Below are 25,693 nucleotides of genomic sequence, written 5' to 3'. Positions count from 1 at the left end.
CGCATCAGCCCCTGAACTACCACTGACTCGCGTTGCCACAACCAGATGGCACCAGATCAGTGGTGAGCGCCAAACCACACCGCACTTGCGAGGACACTATGGCCCGTTTCGAACTGCAAAAACTCTACATCGACGGCGGTTACGTCGACGCCAGTGGCGATGCCACTTTCGAATCCATCAACCCGGCTAACGGCGAAGTCCTTGCCACCGTACAGCGCGCGACCAAAGAAGACGTCGAACGCGCCGTGGCAAGTGCCGAAAAAGGTCAGAAAATCTGGGCCGCGATGACGGCCATGCAGCGCTCGCGCATTTTGCGTCGGGCGGTGGATATTTTGCGTGAGCGCAATGATCAACTGGCCGACCTGGAAACCCTGGACACCGGGAAATCGATTTCCGAAACCCGTTACGTCGACATCGTCACCGGCGCCGACGTCCTGGAATATTACGCAGGCCTGGTCCCGGCCATCGAAGGCGAGCAAATCCCGCTGCGCACCTCTTCGTTTGTCTACACCCGCCGCGAGCCGCTGGGTGTAGTCGCCGGTATCGGCGCCTGGAACTACCCAATCCAGATCGCTCTGTGGAAGTCCGCCCCAGCCTTGGCGGCCGGCAACGCGATGATCTTCAAACCCAGCGAAGTCACGTCACTGACCACCCTGAAGCTGGCCGAAATCTATACCGAAGCCGGTGTTCCGGATGGCGTATTCAACGTGCTGACCGGCAGTGGCCGTGAAGTGGGCACCTGGCTGACCGAACACCCGCGCATCGAAAAGATTTCGTTCACGGGGGGTACTGACACGGGCAAGAAAGTCATGGCCAGTGCGTCGAGTTCGTCGCTCAAAGACGTGACCATGGAACTGGGCGGCAAGTCGCCGCTGATCATTTTCGACGATGCCGACCTGGACCGTGCGGCCGACATCGCGATGATGGCCAACTTCTACAGTTCCGGTCAGGTGTGCACCAACGGTACTCGGGTGTTCGTACCGAGCGCATTGAAAACCGCCTTCGAAGCCAAGATCCTCGAGCGCGTCAAGCGCATCCGGGTCGGCAGCCCGCAGGATGAAAACACCAACTTCGGCCCGCTGGTGAGCTTCGCCCACATGGAAAGCGTGCTGGGCTACATCGCCAAAGGCAAAGCAGAAGGCGCTCGTCTGCTGTGCGGCGGCGAACGGTTGACTGAAGGTGAATTGGCTAAAGGCGCATTCGTTTCAGCCACCGTATTCACTGATTGCACCGACGAGATGACCATCGTCCGCGAAGAAATCTTTGGCCCGGTCATGAGCATCCTCAGCTACGACACCGAGGAAGAAGTAATCCGCCGCGCCAACGATACTGAATTCGGTCTGGCCGCCGGGGTCGTCACCAAAGACCTGAACCGCGCCCACCGCGTCATTCACCAGCTCGAAGCCGGTATCTGCTGGATCAATGCCTGGGGCGAGTCAGCCGCAGAAATGCCGGTCGGTGGCTACAAGCAGTCGGGCGTAGGTCGTGAAAACGGCATCAGCTCGCTGGCGCAGTACACCCGCATCAAGTCCGTACAAGTTGAACTGGGCGATTACGCGTCGGTGTTCTGACATCCCACTGGCCGCCTTCGCGAATACATTCGCGAAGGCGGCACATCTGACACACCCCCGCCCATTAACAGAGGGTGCATTTAATGTCCCAAGCATTCGATTACATCATCATCGGGGCCGGCTCTGCCGGTAACACCCTGGCGGCCCGTCTGACTGAAGACCCCGGCGTCACCGTGCTGCTGCTCGAAGCGGGCGGCCCGGACTATCGCTTCGACTTCCGTACCCAAATGCCTGCTGCCCTGGCCTTCCCGCTTCAGGGCCGTCGCTACAACTGGGCGTACGAAACCGATCCAGAACCGCACATGGACAACCGCCGCATGGAATGTGGTCGTGGCAAGGGCCTGGGTGGCTCTTCGCTGATCAATGGCATGTGCTACATCCGTGGTAACGCCATGGACTACGACGGCTGGTCGAAAACCCCAGGCCTGGAAGACTGGAGTTACCTCGACTGCCTGCCGTATTTCCGCAAGGCGGAAACCCGTGATATCGGCCCGAACGACTACCACGGTGGCGACGGCCCGGTCAGCGTGGCCACACCTAAAGCCGGTAACAACCCCCTGTTCCACGCCATGGTCGAAGCCGGTGTGCAAGCTGGTTACCCGCGTACCGACGACCTGAACGGTTATCAGCAGGAAGGTTTCGGCCCGATGGACCGTACCGTGACGCCCAATGGCCGTCGCGCCAGCACCGCTCGCGGTTACCTCGATCAAGCCAAAAATCGCTCGACCCTGACCATCGTCACCCACGCCCTGACCGACCGGATTCTGTTCGATGGCAAGCGCGCAGTCGGCGTGTCTTACATGGTCGGCGACAGCGATACCCGTATCGAAGCCAAAGCGCGCAAAGAAGTGTTGCTGTGCAGCGGCGCCATCGGTTCGCCGCAGATTCTGCAGCGCTCCGGCGTCGGCCCGGCCGCACTGCTCGAGAGCCTGGACATCCCTGTGGTTCACGACCTGCCAGGCGTGGGCCAGAACCTCCAGGACCACCTGGAAATGTACCTGCAGTACGCCTGCACCCAGCCGGTTTCGCTGTACCCCTCGCTGTTGTGGTGGAACCAGCCGGCCATTGGCGCAGAGTGGATGTTCCTGGGTACCGGCATCGGCGCCAGCAACCAGTTCGAAGCCGGCGGTTTCATTCGCTCGCGTGAAGAATTCGAGTGGCCGAACATTCAGTACCATTTCCTGCCGGTCGCGATTAACTACAACGGCAGCAACGGCGTGAAAGAACATGGCTTCCAGGCGCACGTCGGTTCCATGCGTTCGCCGAGCCGTGGTCGCGTGCAGTTGAAATCCAAAAACCCGCGCGAATACCCGAGCATCCTTTTCAACTACATGGCCACCGAGCAGGACTGGCAGGAATTCCGCGACGGCATCCGCCTGACCCGGGAAATCATGCAGCAGCCAGCGCTGGACCCGTACCGTGGCCGTGAAATCAGCCCGGGCATCGACGTGCAGACGGATGAGCAACTCGATCAGTTCGTGCGTGAACATGCCGAAACCGCGTTCCACCCCTCCTGCTCGTGCAAGATGGGCACCGACGAATTGGCCGTGGTCGATGGTGAAGGTCGCGTGCATGGGGTGCAGGGTTTGCGTGTGGTCGACGCGTCGATCATGCCGCTGATCACCACCGGCAACCTCAACGCACCCACGATCATGATCGCCGAAAAAATCGCCGATAAAATCCGTGGCCGGTCTCCCCTGCCCCGCAGCACGGCTGTCTACTATGTGGCCGGCGACAAGCCTGCACGCGGCAAACCGCTGCGTGAAGTCAGCCGTACGGCACAGTAAGCCTGACTGACGCGGTGTGTCCCGCACACCGCGTCAAACCCTTCCTGCACCTGACCGCACTTGATCCCGACCTGTGCGCAGGCCTAATCTATTGCCACGCAAACGATCAACCCCCTGCTTCAATCGACGCGCCAGCCCCGACTGGCCACGAGGCTTTTTCTATGTTTGATGTAGTGTCTTCGAGCTTATGGCCCACGGGCTATATGATCAACCCAAACGCTGAACCCCTCGACCCGAAATGGCTGCAAGCCTTCAGCAAGATTCCCGCCGCAGCGGTCAGCGACTGCCTGGGCCGCAATGTCGGCGGTCTGGGGCTCAAAGCGTTCCACGGTAATACTCCCATGCTCGGCAGCGCCCTGACCGTGCGCGTTCGTCCTGGCGATAACCTGATGATCCTCAAAGCCATGCAAATGGCCCGTCCCGGCGATGTGCTGGTCATCGACGGCAGCGCCGACCTGACCCGCGCGGTGTTCGGCGGCATCATGCGCGCCATGGCACTCAAGGCCGGCATCGTCGGCGTGGTCATCAACGGCGCCCTGCGTGACCTCGATGAGTGGCAGACCGGCGAGCTTCCGGCTTATGCCATCGGTGGCGTACACCGTGGCCCGAGTACCGACGGTGGCGGCGAAATCAACGTACCGATTTCCTGCGCGGGCATGCTGGTAATGCCCGGCGACTTGATGATCGGCGACGGTGATGGAGTAGTCGCCGCAGCCCGCAGTGAACTGGCCGAACTGCTGGTGCGCTGCCACGACCTGCTGGCGCGCGAAAAAGCCACGCTGGAAGCGATCCAGGCCGGCACGCTGGACCCGGCACGCTTCGACGCAATTCTGCGCAGCAAGGGTTGCCCGGTTTAAAACTGTTCAGGCTGAACCTATAACCCTGTCAGCTATTTTGCGACCGCTATGCGGTCGATCGCGGGTAAGCGCGCTCATACATCGGCGATGCCCGCAAAAAGGAGCCGCCCTGCATGTTCGATTTCTCCGCTCAGCTCAAGCAGCGGTTTGCCGCCTTGCAGAGTCGCGCCGAATTTTTCTCGCTGCGTTACGTCCGGCAAACCAGCCAACACCTGTCGGTACGCAAAAACGTCGCCGAGCCCCCGCACCTGAGCCGTGACGAAGGTGCGATGTTGACGGTGCGGATCAACGGCGTCGAAGCCTACGCCGCGACTAACGATGTCTCGCAACGGGGGCTACAGACCGCGCTGGAAAAAGCCGAGCAACATGCTCTGGCTCTCGCACCCCACGCCCTTCTGGATCTTCGCGATCAGCCGGTGTCCATCAGCCGCGCCGATTATCTTTCGCCCAACCTCAGCGACGCCTTCCCATCGCTGAGTGAGTGTTACCAATTGCTCGGCGCCGAGTCTGCCGCCGTGCCCGCCGACAAACGTCTGGTGAGCTGGCAGGTCAGCCTTGGCCTGGAGAACGTCGAGCAAATTTACCTGAACAGCGCCGGTGCCGAGATTCGTCAGGCCCAGCGTTACGTCTACCCGGGAATGAGCGTCACCGCTTACGACGGCCAGGACAGCCAGACCCGCAGCCTCGGCCGCGACAACTTTGGCCAGCAAGGCGGCGCCGAAGTCATCGCCAACTGCGGGCTGATTGGCGCGGCGGCGCAGGTTGCCGATCAGGCCTTGCAACTGATCATGGCCCCCAACACCCCGTCGGGACCGCGTGATCTGCTGCTGACGCCGGACCAGATGATCCTGCAAATCCATGAATCAATCGGCCATCCGCTGGAACTGGACCGCATTCTCGGCGACGAGCGTAATTACGCGGGCACCAGCTTCGTCAAAGCCAGTGACTTCGGCAGCCTGCAATACGGTTCGGAACTGCTCAACGTGACCTTTAACCCGGACATACCCGAACAGCTCGCCAGCTACGCGTATGACGACGACGGCACGCCAGCGAACAAAGAGTTCCTGATCCGCGAAGGCTTGCTGATTCGGCCCTTGGGCGGCGCGTTGTCGCAATACCGCTCCGGCATGGAAGGGGTCGCCAACAGCCGCGCGTGCAGCTGGAACCGCCCGCCGATCGACCGCATGGCCAATCTGAATATCGAGCCCGGAGACCAACCACTGGAACAGCTGATCGGCGGCATCGAGCACGGCATCCTGATGTCGACCAACCGCTCGTGGTCGATTGATGACGCACGCAATAAATTCCAGTTCGGGTGCGAATGGGGTCAATTGATCGAAAACGGCGAACTCAAAGGCGTGGTAAAAAACCCGAACTACCGGGCCATTTCCGCGTACTTCTGGCGCAACCTCAGCGCTGTTGGCGATGCCAGTACCTTTGAAGTCCTGGGCACACCCAACTGTGGCAAAGGCGAACCTAATCAGGTGGTCCGCGTAGGCCATGCCTCACCCGCCTGTGTCTTCTCCCAGGTCGATGTTTTCGGAGGGGATGCGTGATGGCGCAGATGACTCAGCAACAGCAGTTCGAAGCGCTGGTCGAGTGGCTGCGCAGCGCGATCACCGGAACGGAAGCTTTCACCCTCGGCTACAACGCCGAAGCCTCGGAATTCATTCGTTTCAACCATGCCAAAGTACGTCAGGCCGGGCATGTGCAGCAGGCCAGTCTGAACGTCAAATTGATCAATGACGGCCGACATGCAGACCTGCACCTGACCTTGGCGGGCGATGCTCAGGTCGATCAGGCACGCTTGGCCGAGGCGCTGCAACAATTGCGCGAAACGTTGGTATTGCTACCGCAGGATCCCTATCTGCTGCCCAACACCGACGCCTGGCAGATCAGCAACAGCCAGAACCCGCCGCTGCCAGACACCGCCCGCGTGCTTGAACATATCAGTGATCTGGCTGAAGGCCTGGACCTGGTGGGCTTTTACGCCGCTGGCCCGCTGTACCGGGGTTTCGCCAGTTCATGGGGTGCTCTGGGCTGGCATCAGGCCAACAGTTTCAACTTCGACTGGAGCCTGTTCCACGCCAACGGTCAGGCAGTCAAAGCCAACTACGCGGGCCACGACTGGGACGATGCGACGTTCGCCCGGCGCTTCCAGCAAGCGTGTGAGCAACTTGAGTTTCTCGATCAACCCCTGCACACCCTGGCGCCCGGCCAATACCGCGCCTATCTGGCCCCCGCCGCGCTCGATGAAATCATCGGCATGTTGTGCTGGGGTGGTTTTTCCGCAGAAGCGCTGGCCAGCAAGACCAGCCCGCTGCAACGGCTGTACAACGGCGACGCCCAGCTCAACCCGCGAGTGAGTCTGGACGAACAGGTGACAGGCTCACTGTCACCGGCGTTCTCCGGAGAAGGGTATCCGCGCCGGGATCTGCCGCTGATCAATGCGGGCCTCGCCCAAGAACAACTGGTCGGTTCGCGCAGCGCGGCAGAGTATGGCCTGGCCGCCAACGGTGCTGGCGGAGGCGAATCGCCAAGTGCACTGAGCATGGCGGCAGGTACGCTGGAGCTGGAGCAGGTACTCGAACAGCTCGGCACCGGGCTCTATATCAGCAACCTTTGGTACCTCAACTTCTCCGACCAGGCAGCCGCACGCCTGACCGGAATGACCCGCTTCGCCACGTTCTGGGTCGAGAATGGCAAGATTCAGGCGCCCGTCAGCACCATGCGTTTCGACGACAGCGCCTACAGCCTGCTGGGTACCGCCCTCGAAGCGTTGACCCGAGAGCGGGAACTGATTCTGTCCGCCAGCACCTACAATCAACGCCAGACAGCTTCAAGCCTGCTGCCGGGCGCCTTGATCAGCCGATTGACCCTCACGCTCTAAGGATCGTATGCCGAACAGCACACCGTTTCTGGATGCTCGAACCCTGCGCTGGCTGCCATGGGTCGTCGCGATTGCGTTTTTCATGCAAAGCCTCGACGGCACGATCCTCAACACCGCGTTGCCGGCCATGGCCCGTTCCCTGGCCGAAGACCCGTTGCGCATGCAGTCGGTAGTGATCGCGTACATGCTGACCGTGGCCTTGCTGATTCCAGCGTCGGGCTGGATCGCGGACCGGTTCGGCATCAAGCGGATTTTCTTTGGCGCGATCCTGTTGTTCAGCCTGGGCTCACTGCTGTGTGCGCTGTCCAGCTCACTGAGCATGCTGGTGGCCGCACGCGTGGTTCAGGGCCTGGGCGGTGCGTTGATGGTGCCCATCGGCCGCTTGATTGTGTTGCGCGCCTACCCCCGCTCAGAGCTGGTGCGGATCATGAGTTTCATCACGGTGCCCGGCCTGCTCGGCCCGTTGCTGGGACCTACCCTGGGTGGCTGGATCGTTGAGTACCTGAGCTGGCACTGGATTTTCCTGATCAACCTGCCCGTGGGACTGCTCGGCTGTTACGCGGTCAAAACCCTCGTGCCGGACCTGCAAGGCGGTGGCCGAACACGCTTCGATGGCGTCGGCTTTGCGCTGTTCGGTGCGTCGATGGTGCTGATCACCATCGCTCTGGAAGGCTTGGGCGAACTTCACCTGCCGCACATGCGCGTGGTGCTGCTGTTGTTTGGCGGCATGGCCTGTCTGGCGGCTTACTGGCTGCGGGCCGGGAATATCGATTACCCCTTGTTCGCACCAGCGCTGTTCCGAACCCGGTCTTTCGCTGTAGGGATTTTTGGCAACCTTTTCTCCCGGCTGGGCAGCGGCGCCCTGCCCTTCCTGGTACCGCTACTGTTACAAGTGGCCCTCGGTTATTCACCCTCCAAGGCCGGGATGAGCATGATCCCGCTGGCCATCGCCGCCATGCTCACCAAGCCGGTGGCACGCCCGCTGATTGAACGCCTCGGTTACCGTGTGGTGCTGACCGGCAACACGTTTCTGCTGGGTGCACTGCTGGCGAGTCTGGCGCTGGTCGACGCACAGACTCAGTATTGGGTGTTGCTGGTCCATCTCGGCTTGATGGGCGCGGTGAATTCACTGCAGTTCACCGCGATGAACGCCGTGACCCTGATCGACCTCGACGACGCCAGCGCCGCCAGCGGTAACAGCCTGCTGTCCGTTGTGGCGCAGTTGTCCTTGAGCCTTGGGGTGGCCTGCGCCGCCGCGTTGCTGGGCGGCTTTACCGACGACGTGACCAGCGGCGAAGTGAGCAGCCTGTTGGGCGCGTTCCAAATGACCTTCCTCAGTGTTGGCGTGCTGTCGATGCTGGCCGCCGGGATTTTCTTGCAGTTGCCGCCCAAGGGGAGTCAGGGTGTTCCTCGTCCGGAACCAGAGATCGAGCATTAATGCTGGCCCGCGACCTGATACACTGCGCGACATTTTGTTTTGCAGGCCCGTCCCGTGACTAGCACCGCTTTTAACTCACTGCCTCTTTCCGCACCCATGTTGGCTAACCTGGAGTCCCTTGGTTATGCCGAGATGACGCCGATTCAGGCACAGAGCCTGCCGGTGATTCTCAAGGGCATGGACCTGATTGCCCAGGCCAAGACCGGCAGTGGCAAGACCGCTGCGTTCGGCATCGGCCTGCTCAACCCGATCAACCCGCGCTTCTTCGGTTGCCAGGCGTTGGTGCTGTGCCCAACCCGTGAGCTGGCCGACCAGGTGGCCAAGGAAATCCGCCGTCTGGCGCGCTCCGAAGACAACATCAAGGTCCTGACCCTGTGCGGCGGCGTGCCGTTCGGCCCACAGATCGGCTCGTTGGAACACGGCGCGCACATCATCGTCGGCACCCCAGGACGCATTCAGCAGCACCTACGCAAGGGCTCACTGGTCCTCGACGGCCTGAACACGCTGATCCTCGACGAAGCCGACCGTATGCTCGACATGGGTTTCTACGACTCGATCGAGAACATCATCGAGCAGACCCCGGCCAAGCGTCAGACCCTGCTGTTTTCGGCGACCTACCCGACCGGTATCAAGCAGCTGTCATCGAAGTTCATGCGCACGCCGCAAACGGTCAAGGTCGAAGCCTTGCATGCGGACAGCCAGATCGAGCAGCACTTCTACGAAATCACCCCGGAGCAACGTCTTGAAGCCGTGGTGAAGGTACTCGGGCATTTCCGCCCTCAGTCCTGCGTCGCGTTCTGCTTCACCAAGCAGCAATGCCAGGAAGTGGTCGATCACCTGACCGCCAAAGGCATTTCCGCCGTCGGCCTGCACGGCGACCTGGAACAGCGTGATCGGGATCAAGTCCTGGCGATGTTCGCCAACCGCAGCACCTCGGTGCTGGTTGCGACCGATGTCGCGGCGCGTGGTCTGGATATCGACGCACTGGACATGGTGCTCAACGTCGAACTGGCACGGGACTCGGAAATGCACATTCACCGGGTTGGTCGTACCGGTCGCGCCGGCGAGAAAGGTCTGGCGATCAGCCTGGTTGCACCGTCCGAAGCACACCGTGCCCGAGCCATCGAAGACGTGCAGAGATCTCCGCTGAAGTGGGAACAACTGGACGAACTGAAAAGCAAAGGCGGCGCACCGCTGCAACCGACCATGACCACGCTGATGATCGGCGCGGGCCGTAAGGATAAGGTTCGCCCTGGCGATATTCTTGGCGCTTTGACCGGCGATGCCGGAATTCCCGGCACCCAGGTCGGTAAAATCGCCATTTTCGATTTCCAGGCGTATGTGGCCGTCGAAAGCGTCGTGGCCATGCAAGCGCTGGAGCGCTTGAACAACGGCAAAATCAAAGGCCGCTCGTTGCGCGTGCGGATTTTGTAAGAACCGCCGAAAAGCTTCGCGGATAAATCCGCTCCCACAGGGAAACGCATTCACATTGTGGGAGCGGATTTATCCGCGAAGACGTCATATCAAACACCGAAGATTCAACTGCTCTTTGAGGATTCTGCTTTGCCCGTTACTGACGTTGTGATCATCGGCGCTGGCGCCGCAGGCTTGATGTGCGCGCTGACCGCCGCCAATCGTGGGCGCAAGGTGATGCTGATCGATCACGCGAACAAGGCTGGCAAGAAAATCCTCATGTCTGGCGGTGGGCGCTGCAATTTCACCAACCTCTACACCGAGCCTGACAACTTCCTCTCGCAAAACCCGCACTTCTGCAAATCCGCCCTGGCGCGTTATACCCAATGGGATTTCATCGCCCTGGTGGCCAAGCATGGCGTGGCGTACCACGAGAAAAAACTCGGTCAGTTATTTTGTGATAACAAATCCAGCGACATCCTCGACATGCTGCTCAACGAATGCGAACAGGCTGGCGTCAGCCTGCATCTGGACACGTCGGTGCAGAACATCGAAAAAACCGACACCGGTTACAGCCTGAACACCACGGCGGGCGTGTTGAATTGCCAGTCGCTGGTCGTCGCCACTGGCGGCCTGTCGATCCCGACGCTGGGGGCTACCGGCTTCGGTTATCAAGTGGGCAAGCAGTTCGGCCATACCTTGCTGCCGACCCGTGCAGGGCTGGTGCCGTTCACCATCACCGACCAACTCAAAACGCTGTGCACCGAGTTGTCCGGTACATCGGTGGATTGCCTGGTCAGCTGCAACGACACAAGCTTTCGCGAAAACATCCTGTTCACCCATCGCGGCCTCAGCGGGCCGGCGATTTTGCAGATATCTTCGTTCTGGCAATCAGGCGAAACGGTCGTCATCAACCTGATGCCGGACCACGATGTGCCAAGCTGGCTACTGCAACAACAAGCCGAACGGCCCAACAGCGAACTGAAAACCCTGCTGGGCGAAATCTTCACCAAGAAAATGGCCAACCTGCTCGCCGAGCACTGGTTCGTTTCCAAACCGATGAAGCAGTACACCCCGAGCGAACTCAGCGATATCGCCGAAAAACTCGCGTGCTGGCAGGTGGTGCCCGCAGGTACCGAAGGCTATCGCACGGCGGAAGTGACCCTCGGCGGAATAGACACCCGCGAAGTGTCTTCCAAGACCATGGAGTCGCTGAAATCGCCAGGGCTGTATTTCATTGGCGAAGTGCTGGACGTCAGTGGGCATCTGGGCGGTTTCAATTTCCAGTGGGCCTGGGCCTCGGCCTATGCGGCCGCGCAATACGTCTGACCGGGTGTCGCGGTGAGCGGCAAAGATCGACCAGGAAATAAATTTTGCTAAAGCTCATGTACAGCCCTCGATTGGCGCTGTACATACTTAGCTGAATTTAGCTGAATGCTTAAAGAAACCAGCGAACAAGGCCGTTAGCTCACTTATGTCATCGACTTCCTTTCGTCATACGCTCCGTCGTTTGTGGGCGCTGGACAAGTTCAGCTACAGCATGCGGGTGTTTATTGCGCTAACCGGCAGCATGGCGCTGTGCTGGTATCAAAATGAAATGGGCCTGCTGACCCCGGTTTTTCTGGGAATTATCGCCAGCGCCCTGGCCGAAACCGATGACAGCTGGCAGGGCCGCCTGAATGCGCTGGCAGTGACGCTGGTGTGTTTCAGCGTCGCGTCACTTGCCGTCGAGCTGCTATTCCCCTACCCCCTGATTTTTGTCTTTGCGCTGGCGCTGGCCGCCTTTGGCCTGACCATGCTCGGCGCCTTGGGCGAACGGTATGGCACCATCGCTTCGGCCACGCTGATTCTGTCTGTGTACACCATGATCGGCGTGGATCAGCGCGGGGGCGAGGTCAACGATTTCTGGCACGAGCCCATGCTGCTGGTCGCTGGCGCCGCCTGGTACGGGCTGCTGTCGGTGCTGTGGCAAATGCTGTTTTCCAATCAGCCTGTGCAGCAAAGCCTGGCCCGACTGTTTCGTGAGCTGGGGCTGTATCTGGAACTCAAGGCGACACTGTTCGAGCCGATCCGGCAACTCGACATCGAAGCGCGCCGACTGAAACTGGCGCAGCAAAACGGTCGCGTCGTCGCGGCCCTGAATGCAGCCAAGGAAATCATTCTGCACCGCGTCGGCGATGGGCGGCCCGGCGCCAAGGTCAGTCGCTATCTGAAGCTGTACTTTCTCGCCCAGGACATTCACGAACGCGCCAGTTCGTCGCATTACCCCTACAACGCGTTGGCCGAAGCGTTCTTCCACAGTGATGTACTGTTCCGTTGTTTGCGCTTGCTGCGCCAACAGGGAGTCGCCTGCCGCTTGCTGTCGGAGTCGATCCAGTTGCGTCAGCCATTCATCTACGATGAGGGCTTTGCCCACGCGCAGGAAGACTTGCACGCTTCGCTGGAGTACCTGCGCACCCAGAACAACCCGGCATGGCGTGGGCTCCTGCGCTCATTGCGCGCTCTGGCCGCGAACCTGGGCACACTCGATCGACTGATCAAGGATGCCAGCAATCCCGACAGCCTGGCCGACGCCACAGACAGCAGCCTGCTCGACCGTTCGCCCCACACATTCAAGGACGTGTGGGATCGCTTGCGCCTGCAAATGACCCCCACCTCGCTGCTGTTCCGCCACGCCTTGCGTCTGCCATTGGCGTTGAGCATCGGTTACGGCATGGTGCACTTGGTGCACCCGACCCAGGGTTACTGGATCATTCTGACCACGCTGTTCGTCTGCCAACCCAACTACGGCGCAACCCGGCGCAAACTGGTTCAACGGATCAGTGGTACGGCGATAGGCCTGACTGCAGGATGGGCGTTGTTTGATCTATTCCCCAGCCCGCTGATTCAAGCAATGTTCGCCGTGGTCGCTGGTGTGGTGTTCTTCGTCAACCGAACCACCCGCTACACCCTGTCGACGGCGGCAATCACCTTGATGGTGTTGTTCTGCTTCAACCAGGTAGGCGACAGTTACGGACTGTTCCTTCCGCGGTTGTTCGACACCTTGCTTGGAAGCTTGATTGCCGGGCTGACCGTGTTCCTGTTCCTTCCGGACTGGAAGGGGCGGCGCTTGAATAAAGTGCTGGCGAACACCCTGACCTGCAACAGCATTTACCTGCGCCAGATCATGCAGCAATACGCCAAAGGCAAAAGTGATGACCTGACGTACCGCCTGGCCCGGCGCAACGCGCACAACGCCGATGCGGCACTGTCCACCACCTTGGCTAATATGCTGATGGAGCCGGGGCACTTCCGCAAAGAAGCCGACGTGGGCTTTCGCTTTCTGGTGTTGTCACACACGTTGCTCAGCTACCTGTCGGGCTTGGGCGCGCACCGCGAAACCCAGTTGCCGGCCGAAGTACGCGAACATTTGATTGAGGGTGCTGCGGCAAGCCTGGCAGCGAGCATTGATGAAATCGCCCAAAGCCTGGCCAATAAAAAACCGGTAGCGATCCAGAGCGATGCCGAAGAAGCGCTGGCCAGCGATCTGGAGCACATGCCCGATGACATGGACGAAAGCCAGCGATTGGTGCAAACCCAACTCGCATTGATCGGCCGGCAATTGGGACCGCTGCGAACATTGGCTGCGCATTTGATCAAAGAGCCCACAGAAGCCTGAAACCTGTTCACACAGCCTGTTACAGGCCGTGCTGGCGAAACATCCGGGCGTAACTGCCATCGGCTTTCATCGCTGCAATGCCTCGGTCAAAGTTGGCGACAATCTGCGCATGATTGGGGTTCTTCAGACTGACCAGAATATGCAGACCGTTCTCGCTCAGTGGTTTAGGCAAAAATTCAACACTCTCGCGGACACGAGGCGCTTCACTGCTGAGGTTGTAGCGAGCGACATATTCGTCCTCCACCGCCAGCGCCACCCGTCCTGCTGCCAGCATGCGCACCGCCACGGAGAAACTGTGCACCGGAACTTTTTGTAGTTCGGGATCACCGTCGAAAGCGGATGAATAGGCATAGCCGCGTACCACGGCAATCGGGTAAGCGTGCAGCGCCTTCAGACGGTCGAACTCGATGGACGAGTCCTTGCGTTTGAGGAAGCGCACCCGGTTGATCAGGTACTCGTTAGAAAACTCACCGATCAACGTTCGCTCATGATTGAACCAGGCACTGACCAGCACGTCATAACGCCCGTCGCCAATACCTTGCAGCGCCCTTGCCCACGGCACTTGTTCGAACTCGCTGGCGTATCCCGCCCGCGCCAGGGCCGTACTGACAAGATCAGTGGCGAGGCCGCCATTGACCAGATTGATGTCGGTGAACGGAGGCCAAGCATCGGCCACCAAACGTAGCTTCTCCGCTGCGGCGGCTTGCGTCAGCAACAACAAGCCCATCAAACCCATGGCTCGAAGCAGTCGCGGCATGCTCAAGTTCCTGAGGCAGGCAGATCGCCCGCCGTATTAAGGGCGCGTTACGCTTGGACTCTCATTAACAGTGGTCCATAAAACCCGGAACCCAGGGGCTCAATGCAGATTACACAAATATGACATGGCAACCAATCCGGATGAGGGCTATTAGCCTCGATTGAATACTCATAGTGGAGCAGGCACAACTCATATGAGTGATTGATGTGAGCGCTGGCTCAAGGAATCGTTCTAATGCGGTGCTTGCCAGCCAAAGACTGACCCCGTAGCCATGCCACTGGACAGGTTGTTTTTTGCGCTGAGCTACTGCTTTATCAAGACCTCCTGGCCTGAATCACCGCACTCAGCATTAAGCCGCTACAGTTTTGTTTGGCCTCTCACACGATGCTGGCTTTAGTATTCGACCAGAATGTCTATTCAGAGTCCGCCATATGTCTATCAATTGGGTCTGCAAACACCATACCGATCTCAGCAAAGAACAACTGTACGCCATTTTGCAGCTGCGTGCCGAAGTGTTCGTGGTCGAGCAAAAATGCTGTTATCAGGATGTCGACGGTCAGGACCTGGATGGCGACACCTGCCACCTGATGGCATGGGAAAACGATCTTCTGGTGGCTTATCTGCGCCTGCTTGACCCCATCCAGCAAGGCGGCGACGTAGTGATCGGTCGGGTTGTGACAGCCCCCACTGCGCGCAATAAAGGCATGGGCCATGCGCTGATGATTCAGGCGCTGGAGCACGCTGAAAAGCAATGGCCTGACCAACCAATCTACCTTGCGGCCCAAGCGCATCTGCAAGGCTATTACGGACGCTATGGCTTCACCCCGGTGGGCGAGGTGTATCTGGAAGACGACATCCCCCATATCGGCATGCGCCGTGACTTGGAATAAAAACGCATTCCTGGATGAGAAGAGCGAAAGCAGGACGTATTGGAAACATGCCGCAAAACTCATGCGGCTTTAGCGGGGGACGCGACAAATATATACCGCACAGCAGGGGCCGACAGAGGTAAACATCAGGGCGTCCATAAGGACATCTCAACTGCATAAGGAACATGTACATGACTAATGAAGAAGCCCTTCAACAGATCCAGCATTTGATCGGCAGCCGCTACGTGCCTACTGTCAAAGCCTACATCAGTGAACTGACCGGTCGACCTCGCGTGGTCGGTCTGAAGGACGTTGCCACCCGGGAGTTTGATACACAGCGAATTGGCATGACCGGTGATGACGCAGGCATCGTCACAGCCTTCAGTTTCGGCTAAGCAGGTACCCTTGAGCATTCAACTTTTCCCTGGATGCTCATTACTCCATTCGGCTTGCTCGCCGACACGCTCCAACGATGAGAGCCAAATGCTATAGCTTTAGCTCTCATCGCCAACTCGCAGGCACATCGCGCCTCAGGGGTAGCCCAGCACCGTCTTGATCTGCACCAGATGCTGCGCAATCCAGCCTTTGTCGATCGCCCCCCACTCGCGGATCTGATAACCGCCTGCATGATTGCGTGCGCCGTCCAACTGTTCGAATTCACAGAGAATATCGAGATCGGCCAGGGCGGCAATGGTGTCCTGCGCCGTGCGACGCGGCATGCCGGTGGCCTCCATCAAAGCGGGGACACTGCTGGCGATCCGGCTGTCTATCAAATACGCCACATACAACCGGCGATAAAAACTGCTTTTGGTCTTGCTGACGTCCATCGTCAAATCCTTATCGAGGCTCATTCGGTGGCCTTGCCTTGCAGGTCGCGCCAGGTCAGGTAAATGCGTAGATCGAACTCCAACTGGTGGTAGCCGGGCTGCATGTACTCACAAAGCTGATAAAACGCCTTGTTGTGGTCGGATTCCTTGAAGTGCGCCAACTCGTGCACCACGATCATTTTCAGAAACTCTGGAGCGGCCTCCTTGAACAACGAGGCGATGCGGATTTCTTTCTTGGCCTTGAGCTTGCCACCCTGCACACGGGATATCGCCGTATGCAGGCCCAGCGCTCGATGCGTCAGGTCCAGACGATTATCGAACAGCACCTTGTCGATATTCGGCGCATTACGCAGATGCTCTTGCTTCAACGCCAAAGCATAGGCGTACAGCGCTTTATCGCTCTGCACGGCATGCCGCTCCGGGTAGCGTTGCTTCAGGTAAGCGTCCAGCCGATTCTGTGCAATCAACTGACGCACTTGGTCTTGCAAGGCCGGCGGGTAGGCTTGCAGGTATTTCAAGGGAGAGAGGGCTGGCGCGGTCATAAGGAGCAACGAAGATTTGGAAGCACCCAGTGTACCGAATTCAGCTCACTTTGAGCCCCGCCCCATCGAACGGTTGGGCAAACTGCGCGACGGTAACCAACGACGAAACGCAGCTCGATCCGACTAACGGTATATCGCTTCAGGGAGTAACGCACGGGTGTTTGAGCCCCTGCAGAGGCACTTTGACACCACCCATTCACCGGGCCAGCATTAACAAACACGTGCTCAGCCCGTATAAAGGTCGCGCCCAAACCCTTGCGCTAGACGCTTTCCTGCTGGCAATGAGACATATTTGGAAGACTGAACAATGATCGATCTGGCATCCTGGAATTTGAGCATCCCCGTGGGCTCCCCCCCGGCGACTATCGACACGCCCAAATTGGTCGACGGCTACAACGGCAAATATTTCCACGCCGACACGGGAACCCTGTTTTTTTGGGCTCCGGTCACGGGCTCGCGTACCGCCAACGCCAAATACCCGCGCAGCGAACTCCGAGAAACCTACTCCAATGGCACGCTGCACAATTGGTTGTACCCCAGCGGCGATCACTTTTTGCGCGCAACCCTCGCCGTCAATCAGGTGCCATCATCGGGCAGAATCGTCATCGGCCAGATTCATGCCTACGAGAGTACCGAGCCGCTGCTGAAGGTCGAATACCAATACAAGGACGCGACGAAGAGCGGCATTGTCGTCGCCAAAGTGCGCAATCGGTTTGATGACCAGAAGAGTCGCGTGATTATCATCGCCGAGAACGTGCCGCTCAATGAACAATTCAAATACATCATCCACCTGAGCCCGGGGGGTGACTTGGGCGTTAGCGTGCGCGACGCGAACTGGAGCAGCCCGATCAGTGCCACCTGGCGTGACAAGCCTCTGTACTTCAAGGCTGGCGTCTATGCCCAGGACAACTCCGGCTACACCAATGAAGGAGGTATGGCGACGTTCTACAAGCTGGATATCGACCACAACTAAACCTGATCACACCGCTCACTAAAAACGACCCCACACAAAAAACGGCCCGACATCCTGAAGATGCGGGCCGTTTTTTTTGAAACATGAGCCAGCCGTAAGCCAGCCCATCCATTCACTCAGCGAGAAGCGTCGTTGAACTCTTTCTCGGCTGCATCGAAGCGCGTCAACATACCCGCCGTTGGCCCCTTGCCAATCAGGCTGAAAACCACGATGGCAATGCTGGCGAAGATGAAGCCAGGAATGATTTCGTACAGACCCAGCAGGCTGAAGTGCTTCCAGACGATGACGGTGATCGCGCCGACCAGAATACCGGCTAGGGCGCCGTTACGCGTCATGCCCTTCCACAGCACCGAGATCAATACCACAGGACCGAAAGCAGCACCGAAACCTGCCCAGGCATAGCTGACCAGACCCAACACCCTGTTATCCGGATTAGAGGCCAGGGCGATGGCAATCAGCGCGATCAACAGAACCATGCTGCGCCCTACCCATACCAGCTCGGCCTGCGAAGCGCGTTTGCGGAAGAAAGCTTTGTAGAAGTCTTCGGTCAGCGCGCTGGAGCACACCAGCAACTGACAGCTCAGGGTACTCATCACCGCAGCAAGAATCGCCGACAGCAACACACCGGCAATCCATGGGTTGAACAGGATTTTCGCCAGTTCGATGAATACCCGCTCCGGGTTCTCGAGAACCGGGCCGACGAGATCAGGGTGCACCGAGAAGTACGCGATACCGAAGAAGCCCACTGCTACCGTGCCGCCCAGACACAGGATCATCCAGGTCATGGAGATCCGACGCGCTTTGGCAATCGACTTGACCGAATCCGCCGCCATGAACCGCGCAAGGATGTGCGGTTGGCCGAAGTAGCCCAACCCCCAACCCATCAACGAAATGACGCCGATGAAGCTGGTATTTTTCAGCATGTCGAAGTTAGTCGGGTCTTTCGCTTCGATCACCAGGAATGTGGTATCGATGCCTCCGGTGGCCAGCAATACGATAATCGGCGTAAGGATCAACGCGAAGATCATCAGCGTGGCCTGCACGGTATCGGTCCAGCTCACCGCAAGGAAACCGCCGACGAAGGTGTAGGCGATGGTCGCGGCAGCGCCGGCCCACAACGCAGTCTCGTAAGACATGCCGAAAGTGCTTTCAAACAAGCGGGCGCCGGCCACGATGCCCGATGCACAATAGATGGTGAAAAACACCAGGATCACGATGGCCGAGATAATCCGCAGCAACCCGCTCTTGTCTTCGAAACGGCCGGTGAAGTAATCCGGCAGGGTCAATGCGTCGCCATTGTGTTCGGTCTGCACCCGCAGCCGCCCCGCAACGAACAGCCAGTTCAGGTAAGCACCGACGATCAGGCCGATGGCGATCCAGCTTTCCGACAGACCTGACATGTAAATGGCGCCTGGCAGCCCCATCAACAGCCAGCCACTCATGTCCGATGCGCCAGCCGAAAGCGCGGTGACCACACTGCCGAGGCTACGACCACCCAGAATATAATCAGAAAGGTTGTTGGTAGAGCGATAGGCCATGAAGCCGATCAGCACCATTGCTGCGATGTAGATCACAAAGGTGATCAGGGTTGGGTTGCTGACAATCATTGAGCTGAGCCCTGGCATTGTTTTTATTTAGCGGCGGCTATCAGGCACGCCGAAACGAAGAGCTCGCCTCGCATGCATGAACTACTGACCGCGCGTTTGACTGAAATTTCCCCAGGAAAATGTCAGCAGATGAACCTCATGCGTACCGGGTTGCACCTTGGCCGCGAATCCTAGTCAACTATGCAAATAAGGCGCAACCAGTTTTGGAAATTAAGTTGCACCTTATTGAGTCTTTTACGTACCGGAATGTTTTTTGCTTCCTTTCGGAGCAAAAAAGCACTTTTACATAATTAAAAGCACCATAAGAGCGCACTTAGTTCTGGCTGCTCCTCGTTTTCCGAGATGAGCAAAAAATTTCCGATGAAAATAGGTTGCACTAGGTTGCACCCCGTCAAACGCGAGGCTAATCTGAGCGCCAGCTGATGCCACACCGTGGTGGCGATAACGAGGACAAGAAATGGCGACGACCACCCTGGGTGTCAAACTTGACGACCCTACCCGTGAGCGATTGAAAGCCGCTGCTCAATCAATCGACCGCACGCCACACTGGTTGATCAAGCAAGCGATTTTCAACTACCTGGAAAAACTCGAAGGGGGTGCAACCCTGACAGAATTGAACGGGCTGACACTCAAGGATGGCGACGACCACGTCGGCCTGCCAGCAGACATCGCCCACCAGTGCTTCCTCGAGTTCGCCGAGAGCATCCTGCCGCAATCGGTTTTGCGTGCGGCGATTACCTCCGCCTATCGCCGCCCGGAACCTGAAGTGGTACCGATGCTGCTGGAACAGGCGCGCCTGCCCGTGAGCATGGCCGAGGCCACCCAGAAGCTCGCCGCGAGCATCGCCGAAAAACTGCGCAATCAGAAAAGCGCGGGAGGCCGTGCCGGCATCGTCCAGGGTTTGTTGCAAGAATTCTCGTTGTCCTCTCAAGAAGGCGTGGCACTGATGTGCCTGGCCGAAGCGCTGCTGCGCATCCCGGACAAGGGCACCCGCGACGCACTGATTCGCGACAAGATCAGCACCGGAAACTGGCAGCCGCACTTGGGCAATAGTCCGTCGCTGTTCGTCAACGCTGCCACGTGGGGCCTGCTACTGACCGGCAAACTGGTCGCTACCCATAATGAAACAGGCCTGACCTCTTCGCTGAGCCGGATCATTGGCAAAAGCGGCGAGCCGATGATCCGAAAAGGCGTGGACATGGCGATGCGCCTGATGGGCGAGCAGTTCGTCACCGGCGAAACCATCGCAGAAGCCCTGGCCAATGCCAGCCGCTTCGAAGCCAAGGGCTTCCGCTACTCCTACGACATGCTCGGTGAAGCGGCCCTGACCGAACACGACGCACAGAAATACCTCGCGTCCTACGAGCAAGCGATCCACTCCATTGGCAAAGCGTCCCATGGTCGTGGCATTTATGAAGGCCCCGGGATCTCGATCAAACTCTCCGCCCTGCACCCGCGCTACAGCCGCGCGCAGTACGAACGCGTCATGGAAGAGTTGTACCCGCGCCTGTTGTCGCTGACCTTGCTGGCCAAGCAATACGACATCGGCCTGAACATCGACGCCGAAGAGGCCGACCGTCTCGAGCTGTCACTGGATCTGCTGGAACGCCTGTGCTTCGAGCCGCAGCTGACCGGCTGGAACGGCATTGGCTTCGTGATTCAGGCGTACCAGAAACGGTGCCCGTATGTGATTGACTACGTGATCGATCTGGCCCGCCGCAGCCGCCATCGCCTGATGATCCGCTTGGTGAAAGGCGCGTACTGGGACAGCGAAATCAAGCGCGCCCAGGTCGACGGCCTGGAAGGCTATCCGGTCTATACCCGCAAGGTATACACCGACGTTTCCTACATCGCCTGCGCACGCAAACTGCTGTCTGTGCCGGAAGTCATCTATCCGCAATTTGCCACGCACAACGCCCACACCCTGGCAGCGATCTACCATATTGCCGGTCAGAACTATTACCCCGGCCAGTACGAGTTCCAGTGCCTCCACGGCATGGGCGAACCGTTGTACGAACAAGTGGTGGGCAAGGTTGCCGATGGCAAGCTGAACCGCCCATGCAGGGTCTATGCACCGGTCGGCACCCACGAAACATTGTTGGCGTACTTGGTACGTCGCCTCCTGGAAAACGGCGCGAACACCTCGTTCGTCAACCGCATTGCCGACCACTCCATCGCCATTCAGGAACTGGTGGCCGATCCAGTGAGCAGCATCGAGCAGATGGCCGCGCAGGAAGGCGGCTTCGGCCTGCCACACCCACGTATCCCGCTGCCGCGTGATCTTTACGGCCCGGCTCGCGCCAACTCCAGCGGTATCGACCTGGCAAACGAACACCGCCTGGCGTCGCTGTCCTCGGCATTGCTGGCAACCGCGCACAACGACTGGAAAGCCGCTCCGATGCTCGGCAGCCCTGCGAGCACCGGCGCTTTTGCGCCGGTCCTGAACCCGTCGGATTTGCGTGATGTGGTCGGTCACGTTCAGGAAGCCAATCTGGAAGACGTCGATAACGCCATCCAGTGTGCGCTCAACGCCGCCCCCATCTGGCAAGCGACACCACCCGCAGAACGCGCTGCGATCCTGGAACGTGCCGCTGAGTTGATGGAGGGTGAAATCCAGCCGCTGATGGGCCTGCTGGCGCGTGAAGCCGGCAAGACATTCGCCAACGCCATCGCCGAAGTACGTGAAGCCGTGGACTTCCTGCGTTACTACGCAGTGCAGGCGCGCAATGACTTCACCAACGACGCGCATCGCCCCTTAGGGCCAGTGGTCTGTATCAGCCCGTGGAACTTCCCGCTGGCTATTTTCAGTGGCCAGGTCGCCGCCGCATTGGCCGCCGGTAACCCGGTGCTGGCCAAACCCGCCGAACAAACCCCGCTGATTGCTGCACAAGCGGTGCGCTTGTTACTTGAAGCCGGCATCCCTGAGGGCGTGGTGCAACTGCTGCCGGGCCGTGGTGAAACGGTCGGCGCACGTCTGGTGGGGGATAATCGGGTCAAGGGCGTGATGTTCACGGGTTCGACCGAAGTCGCGCGCTTGCTGCAACGCAATATCGCCGGTCGCCTGGACGCACAAGGTCGGCCGATTCCGCTGATCGCCGAAACCGGCGGACAAAACGCGATGATCGTCGACTCCTCCGCGCTGACCGAACAAGTGGTCATCGACGTGGTGTCCTCGGCCTTCGACAGTGCCGGTCAACGCTGCTCGGCTCTGCGTGTGCTATGCCTGCAAGAGGACTCTGCCGACCGCGTGATCGAAATGCTTAAAGGCGCCATGGCTGAATGCCGCCTTGGCAACCCGGAGCGTTTGTCCGTGGATATCGGGCCGGTGATCGATGCCGAGGCCAAAGCCGGGATCGAGAAGCACATCCAGGCCATGCGCGACAAAGGCCGCACCGTGTACCAGATGGCGATTGCCGACAGCACAGAAATAAAGCGCGGCACCTATGTGATGCCAACCTTGATCGAACTGGAAAGCTTCGACGAACTGCAACGGGAGATCTTCGGCCCAGTGCTGCACGTGGTGCGCTACAAGCGTAAGGAACTGGACCAGCTGATCGGCCAGATCAACGCCTCGGGCTACGGTCTGACGCTCGGTGTGCACACGCGTATCGACGAAACCATCGCCAAGGTCGTCGACAAGGTCAATGCCGGTAACGTCTACGTCAACCGCAACATCGTCGGCGCTGTAGTGGGTGTGCAGCCGTTCGGAGGTGAAGGGTTGTCGGGCACCGGGCCTAAAGCCGGTGGACCGTTGTACCTCTATCGCCTGCTCTCGGTTCGCCCGGTGGATGCCATCGAGCAGTCCTTCGCTCGCGGCGATGCGCTGGCTGCGCCGGACACCCAGATGCGTGAAGCCATGAGCAAACCGCTCGGCGCCCTGCAAGCCTGGGCCAGCAGTCACCAGCAAGACGCGCTGGGCGCGTTGTGCAAACAGTTCGCCGAGCAGTCGCAAAGCGGCACCATCCGCTTGCTGAACGGCCCGACCGGCGAACGCAACAGCTACAGCCTGCTGCCCCGTGAGCATGTGCTGTGTCTGGCGGACATCGAAGCTGACCTGTTGATCCAGCTGGCCGCCGTATTGGCCGTCGGTAGCACCGCTATGGTGCCGGAAAACGACGTGAGCAAACCACTGCGCGCTCGCCTGCCTAAAGAAGTACAGGCACGCATCCAGTTGATCGCTGACTGGAACAAGGACGAAGTGGTCATCGATGCAGTCCTGCATCACGGCGACTCCGACCAACTGCGAGCGATCTGCCAGCAAGTCGCCAAACGCGCGGGCGCTATCGTCGGGGTTCAAGGCCTGTCACACGGCGAAACCAACATCGCGCTGGAGCGCCTGGTGATCGAGCGAGCCCTGAGCGTGAACACTGCGGCAGCAGGAGGAAATGCCAGCTTGATGACGATTGGTTAATCGTTAGCGCAGCGGGTACAAAAGGGGAGCTCAGGCTCCCCTTTTTTTCACAAAAAAATCGTCCGGCAAATTTGAAACAGCACGTCATCTAACTCGACTTACCCCACGTTTTACCCCTCCATCACCCGCATCAATCTTGCTATTCAGCAGCCTGCTCCAACGCCTAGACTCCGAGCACTCCAAAAAAAGGTAGGCCGCCATGTCCGAGACGCTGCTCAGTTCCCGCAATCTGGCTTTCGAGCTGTATGAAGTGCTCGATGCCGAAGCCCTGACCCAGCGCGAGCGTTTCGTCGAGCACAATCGCGAGACCTTCGATGCGGCGATTAGTACGGCGCGGACCATTGCGGAAAAGTATTTCGCCCCGCACAACCGCAAGGGTGACGAGAACGAGCCGCGCTATGAAAACGGCGAGGCGATCCTGATCCCGGAGGTCAAGCCTGCGGTGGATGCATTCCTTGCAGCGGGCTTTCTTAATGCCGCACGTAGCTTCGAGGCGGGCGGTATGCAGTTGCCTACGCTGCTGTCGCAAGCCTGTTTTGCGCATTTTCAATCGGCCAATGCCGCGTCGACGTCGTACCCGTTCCTGACCATGGGTGCGGCCAACCTGATCGAAAGCTTTGGCAGCGAAGAACAGAAACAGCGCTTTTTGCAGCCGATGATCGACGGACGCTTTTTCGGCACCATGGCCCTGACTGAACCGCATGCCGGCTCCTCGCTGTCGGATATTCGCACCCGCGCCGAACCTGCGGCGGACGGCAGCTATCGCCTGCGCGGCAATAAGATTTTCATCTCTGGCGGCGATCATCCGTTGTCGGAAAACATCGTGCACATGGTCCTGGCCAAGCTGCCTGACGCCCCAGCCGGGGTAAAAGGCATCTCGCTGTTTATCGTGCCCAAGTTCCTGGTCAACGATGATGGCAGTCTGGGCAAACGCAACGACGTGCTGCTGGCCGGTTTGTTCCACAAGATGGGCTGGCGCGGCACCACGTCCACGGCGCTGAACTTTGGTGATAACGGCGAGTGTGTCGGCTATCTGGTGGGCAAGCCGCATCAAGGCTTGAGCTATATGTTCCAGATGATGAACGAAGCACGGATCGGCGTCGGCATGGGCGCCGTGATGCTGGGTTACGCCGGGTATCTGTACTCACTGGAGTACGCCCGCGAACGCCCGCAAGGTCGTCTGCCGGACAGCAAAAACCCGGAAACCGCGCCGGTTGCGATCATCCAGCATGCTGACGTCAAACGCATGTTGCTGACGCAGAAAGCCTACGTCGAAGGCGCCTTCGACCTCGGTCTGTATGCGGCGCGGCTATTTGACGACACCACCACCGGGGAAACCGAAGAGGTCCGCAAGCAGGCCCACGAGTTACTCGACTTACTGACGCCTATCGTCAAATCCTGGCCCTCCGAGTTCTGCCTCAAGGCCAACGAACTGGCGATCCAGATTCTCGGCGGCCATGGCTACACCCGCGAATACCCGGTGGAACAGTACTACCGCGATAACCGCTTGAACCCGATTCATGAGGGTACTCACGGCATTCAGTCGCTGGACCTGCTCGGGCGAAAACTGGGGCAAAACGGCGGTGCCGGACTCAAGCAACTGATCCGCCTGATCGCCGACACCGCAGCAAGTGCGCAGGCTCATGAAGGTTTAACCTCGCTGCGCCAACCACTGGAGCAATTGGTGGCACGCCTGCAAACCGTGACCATCGGCCTGTTGACCGACCTGGCGCAGGGCAAGGTCAATAGCAGCCTGGCCAATTCGGCGCTGTACCTGAAGGCGTTCGGTCATACCGTGATCGGCTGGCGCTGGCTGGAACAGGCGATCCGCGCAGAAGAAGGCCTGGCAAAAGGCAACGAAGCCGACGTCAGCTTCTATAAAGGCAAGCTTCAAGCTGCCCGGTACTTCCTGACGTGGGAAATACCGGGCTGCCATCACGAGCTGGCGATTCTCGAAGCGAGGGATGACACCTGCCTGTCAATGCAGGACGCCTGGTTTTAACGGGCTGGCAGACTCGCTGTCGCGCACGTCATAAGGCAAATCATCCCGACTGATCCAAGCCCCAAACAGACAAAGCTTTGACAGCCAGCCA

General features: G+C 59.2%; 18 protein-coding genes. 14 read left to right on the top strand and 4 right to left on the bottom strand.

The genetic code is table 11. The features are described from left to right. The first annotated feature begins 98 nt into the window (after positions 1-98). The 9 genes from betB to yccS all read left to right on the top strand — a co-directional run bounded on the left by betB (position 99) and on the right by yccS (position 13,614). Positions 99-1,571, top strand: a complete 1,473-nt coding sequence (betB, locus tag RGU44_RS21970; protein ID WP_322177501.1) for a betaine-aldehyde dehydrogenase — start codon at positions 99-101, stop codon at positions 1,569-1,571. Positions 1,572-1,654: 83 nt separating this feature from the next. Next, positions 1,655-3,358 (top strand): choline dehydrogenase, encoded by a 1,704-nt coding sequence (gene betA, locus RGU44_RS21965; protein ID WP_322177500.1) that lies wholly within the window; start codon positions 1,655-1,657, stop codon positions 3,356-3,358. Positions 3,359-3,561: 203 nt separating this feature from the next. Next, positions 3,562-4,215, top strand: a complete 654-nt coding sequence (locus tag RGU44_RS21960; RefSeq protein ID WP_322177499.1) for an RraA family protein — start codon at positions 3,562-3,564, stop codon at positions 4,213-4,215. A gap of 113 nt (positions 4,216-4,328) precedes the next feature. After that, the gene (locus RGU44_RS21955; protein WP_322177498.1) at positions 4,329-5,771 is read left to right on the top strand and encodes a TldD/PmbA family protein; all 1,443 of its coding nucleotides are present in this window, start codon (positions 4,329-4,331) and stop codon (positions 5,769-5,771) included. 8 nt (positions 5,772-5,779) lie between these two features. Next, positions 5,780-7,105, top strand: a complete 1,326-nt coding sequence (locus RGU44_RS21950; RefSeq protein ID WP_322182995.1) for a TldD/PmbA family protein — start codon at positions 5,780-5,782, stop codon at positions 7,103-7,105. A 7-nt stretch (positions 7,106-7,112) separates the two neighbouring features. Next, positions 7,113-8,543 carry a multidrug transporter subunit MdtD gene (gene mdtD, locus RGU44_RS21945; RefSeq protein ID WP_322177497.1) on the top strand — a complete coding sequence of 477 codons (1,431 nt, stop codon included), beginning with the start codon at positions 7,113-7,115 and terminating at the stop codon, positions 8,541-8,543. Between the two features lie 54 nt (positions 8,544-8,597). Next, complete coding sequence (dbpA, locus tag RGU44_RS21940) at positions 8,598-9,977, top strand: ATP-dependent RNA helicase DbpA (protein WP_219064461.1); 1,380 nt, start codon at positions 8,598-8,600, stop codon at positions 9,975-9,977. 129 nt (positions 9,978-10,106) lie between these two features. Beyond that, the gene (locus RGU44_RS21935; protein ID WP_322177496.1) at positions 10,107-11,285 is read left to right on the top strand and encodes an NAD(P)/FAD-dependent oxidoreductase; all 1,179 of its coding nucleotides are present in this window, start codon (positions 10,107-10,109) and stop codon (positions 11,283-11,285) included. Between the two features lie 145 nt (positions 11,286-11,430). Beyond that, the gene (yccS, locus tag RGU44_RS21930) at positions 11,431-13,614 is read left to right on the top strand and encodes a YccS family putative transporter (protein ID WP_322277923.1); all 2,184 of its coding nucleotides are present in this window, start codon (positions 11,431-11,433) and stop codon (positions 13,612-13,614) included. Between the two features lie 19 nt (positions 13,615-13,633). Here yccS and RGU44_RS21925 read toward each other — a convergent pair whose 3' ends face one another. Further along, on the bottom strand, positions 13,634-14,371 hold the full coding sequence (locus RGU44_RS21925; RefSeq protein ID WP_322277922.1) for a substrate-binding periplasmic protein: 738 nt from the start codon (positions 14,369-14,371) through the stop codon (positions 13,634-13,636). Between the two features lie 431 nt (positions 14,372-14,802). Here RGU44_RS21925 and RGU44_RS21920 point away from each other — a divergent pair, with 431 nt between their 5' ends. Beyond that, the gene (locus RGU44_RS21920) at positions 14,803-15,261 is read left to right on the top strand and encodes a GNAT family N-acetyltransferase (RefSeq protein WP_322177493.1); all 459 of its coding nucleotides are present in this window, start codon (positions 14,803-14,805) and stop codon (positions 15,259-15,261) included. A 170-nt stretch (positions 15,262-15,431) separates the two neighbouring features. Next, positions 15,432-15,635, top strand: a complete 204-nt coding sequence (locus tag RGU44_RS21915; protein WP_322177492.1) for a hypothetical protein — start codon at positions 15,432-15,434, stop codon at positions 15,633-15,635. 135 nt (positions 15,636-15,770) lie between these two features. Here the strand turns inward: RGU44_RS21915 and RGU44_RS21910 are convergent, their stop codons facing one another. Beyond that, the gene (locus tag RGU44_RS21910) at positions 15,771-16,067 is read right to left on the bottom strand and encodes a winged helix-turn-helix domain-containing protein (RefSeq protein WP_322278489.1); all 297 of its coding nucleotides are present in this window, start codon (positions 16,065-16,067) and stop codon (positions 15,771-15,773) included. A 20-nt stretch (positions 16,068-16,087) separates the two neighbouring features. Continuing rightward, positions 16,088-16,609: a YgjP-like metallopeptidase domain-containing protein gene (locus tag RGU44_RS21905; protein WP_219064466.1), complete on the bottom strand. Its 522-nt coding sequence runs from the start codon at positions 16,607-16,609 to the stop codon at positions 16,088-16,090. 307 nt (positions 16,610-16,916) lie between these two features. On the opposite strand from RGU44_RS21905, the gene RGU44_RS21900 reads away from it, so the two are divergent. Further along, positions 16,917-17,582, top strand: coding sequence for a polysaccharide lyase family 7 protein (locus RGU44_RS21900; protein ID WP_322177489.1), 666 nt, complete (start codon positions 16,917-16,919; stop codon positions 17,580-17,582). Positions 17,583-17,698: 116 nt separating this feature from the next. Here the strand turns inward: RGU44_RS21900 and putP are convergent, their stop codons facing one another. Then, the gene (gene putP / locus RGU44_RS21895; protein ID WP_322177488.1) at positions 17,699-19,189 is read right to left on the bottom strand and encodes a sodium/proline symporter PutP; all 1,491 of its coding nucleotides are present in this window, start codon (positions 19,187-19,189) and stop codon (positions 17,699-17,701) included. Positions 19,190-19,646: 457 nt separating this feature from the next. Here putP and putA point away from each other — a divergent pair, with 457 nt between their 5' ends. Both putA and RGU44_RS21885 read left to right on the top strand, forming a co-directional pair. Beyond that, positions 19,647-23,600 (top strand): trifunctional transcriptional regulator/proline dehydrogenase/L-glutamate gamma-semialdehyde dehydrogenase, encoded by a 3,954-nt coding sequence (gene putA, locus RGU44_RS21890; protein ID WP_322277921.1) that lies wholly within the window; start codon positions 19,647-19,649, stop codon positions 23,598-23,600. A 199-nt stretch (positions 23,601-23,799) separates the two neighbouring features. Continuing rightward, entirely contained in the window at positions 23,800-25,602 is a 1,803-nt protein-coding gene (locus RGU44_RS21885; protein ID WP_322277920.1) for an acyl-CoA dehydrogenase, read from the top strand. Positions 25,603-25,693 lie beyond the last annotated feature (91 nt).

The organism is Pseudomonas sp. 5C2 (assembly GCF_034314155.1).
GTDB lineage: Bacteria > Pseudomonadota > Gammaproteobacteria > Pseudomonadales > Pseudomonadaceae > Aquipseudomonas.
Note: the sequence above shows the minus strand (reverse complement) of the source record. Positions and strands in the feature narration are given on the sequence as shown.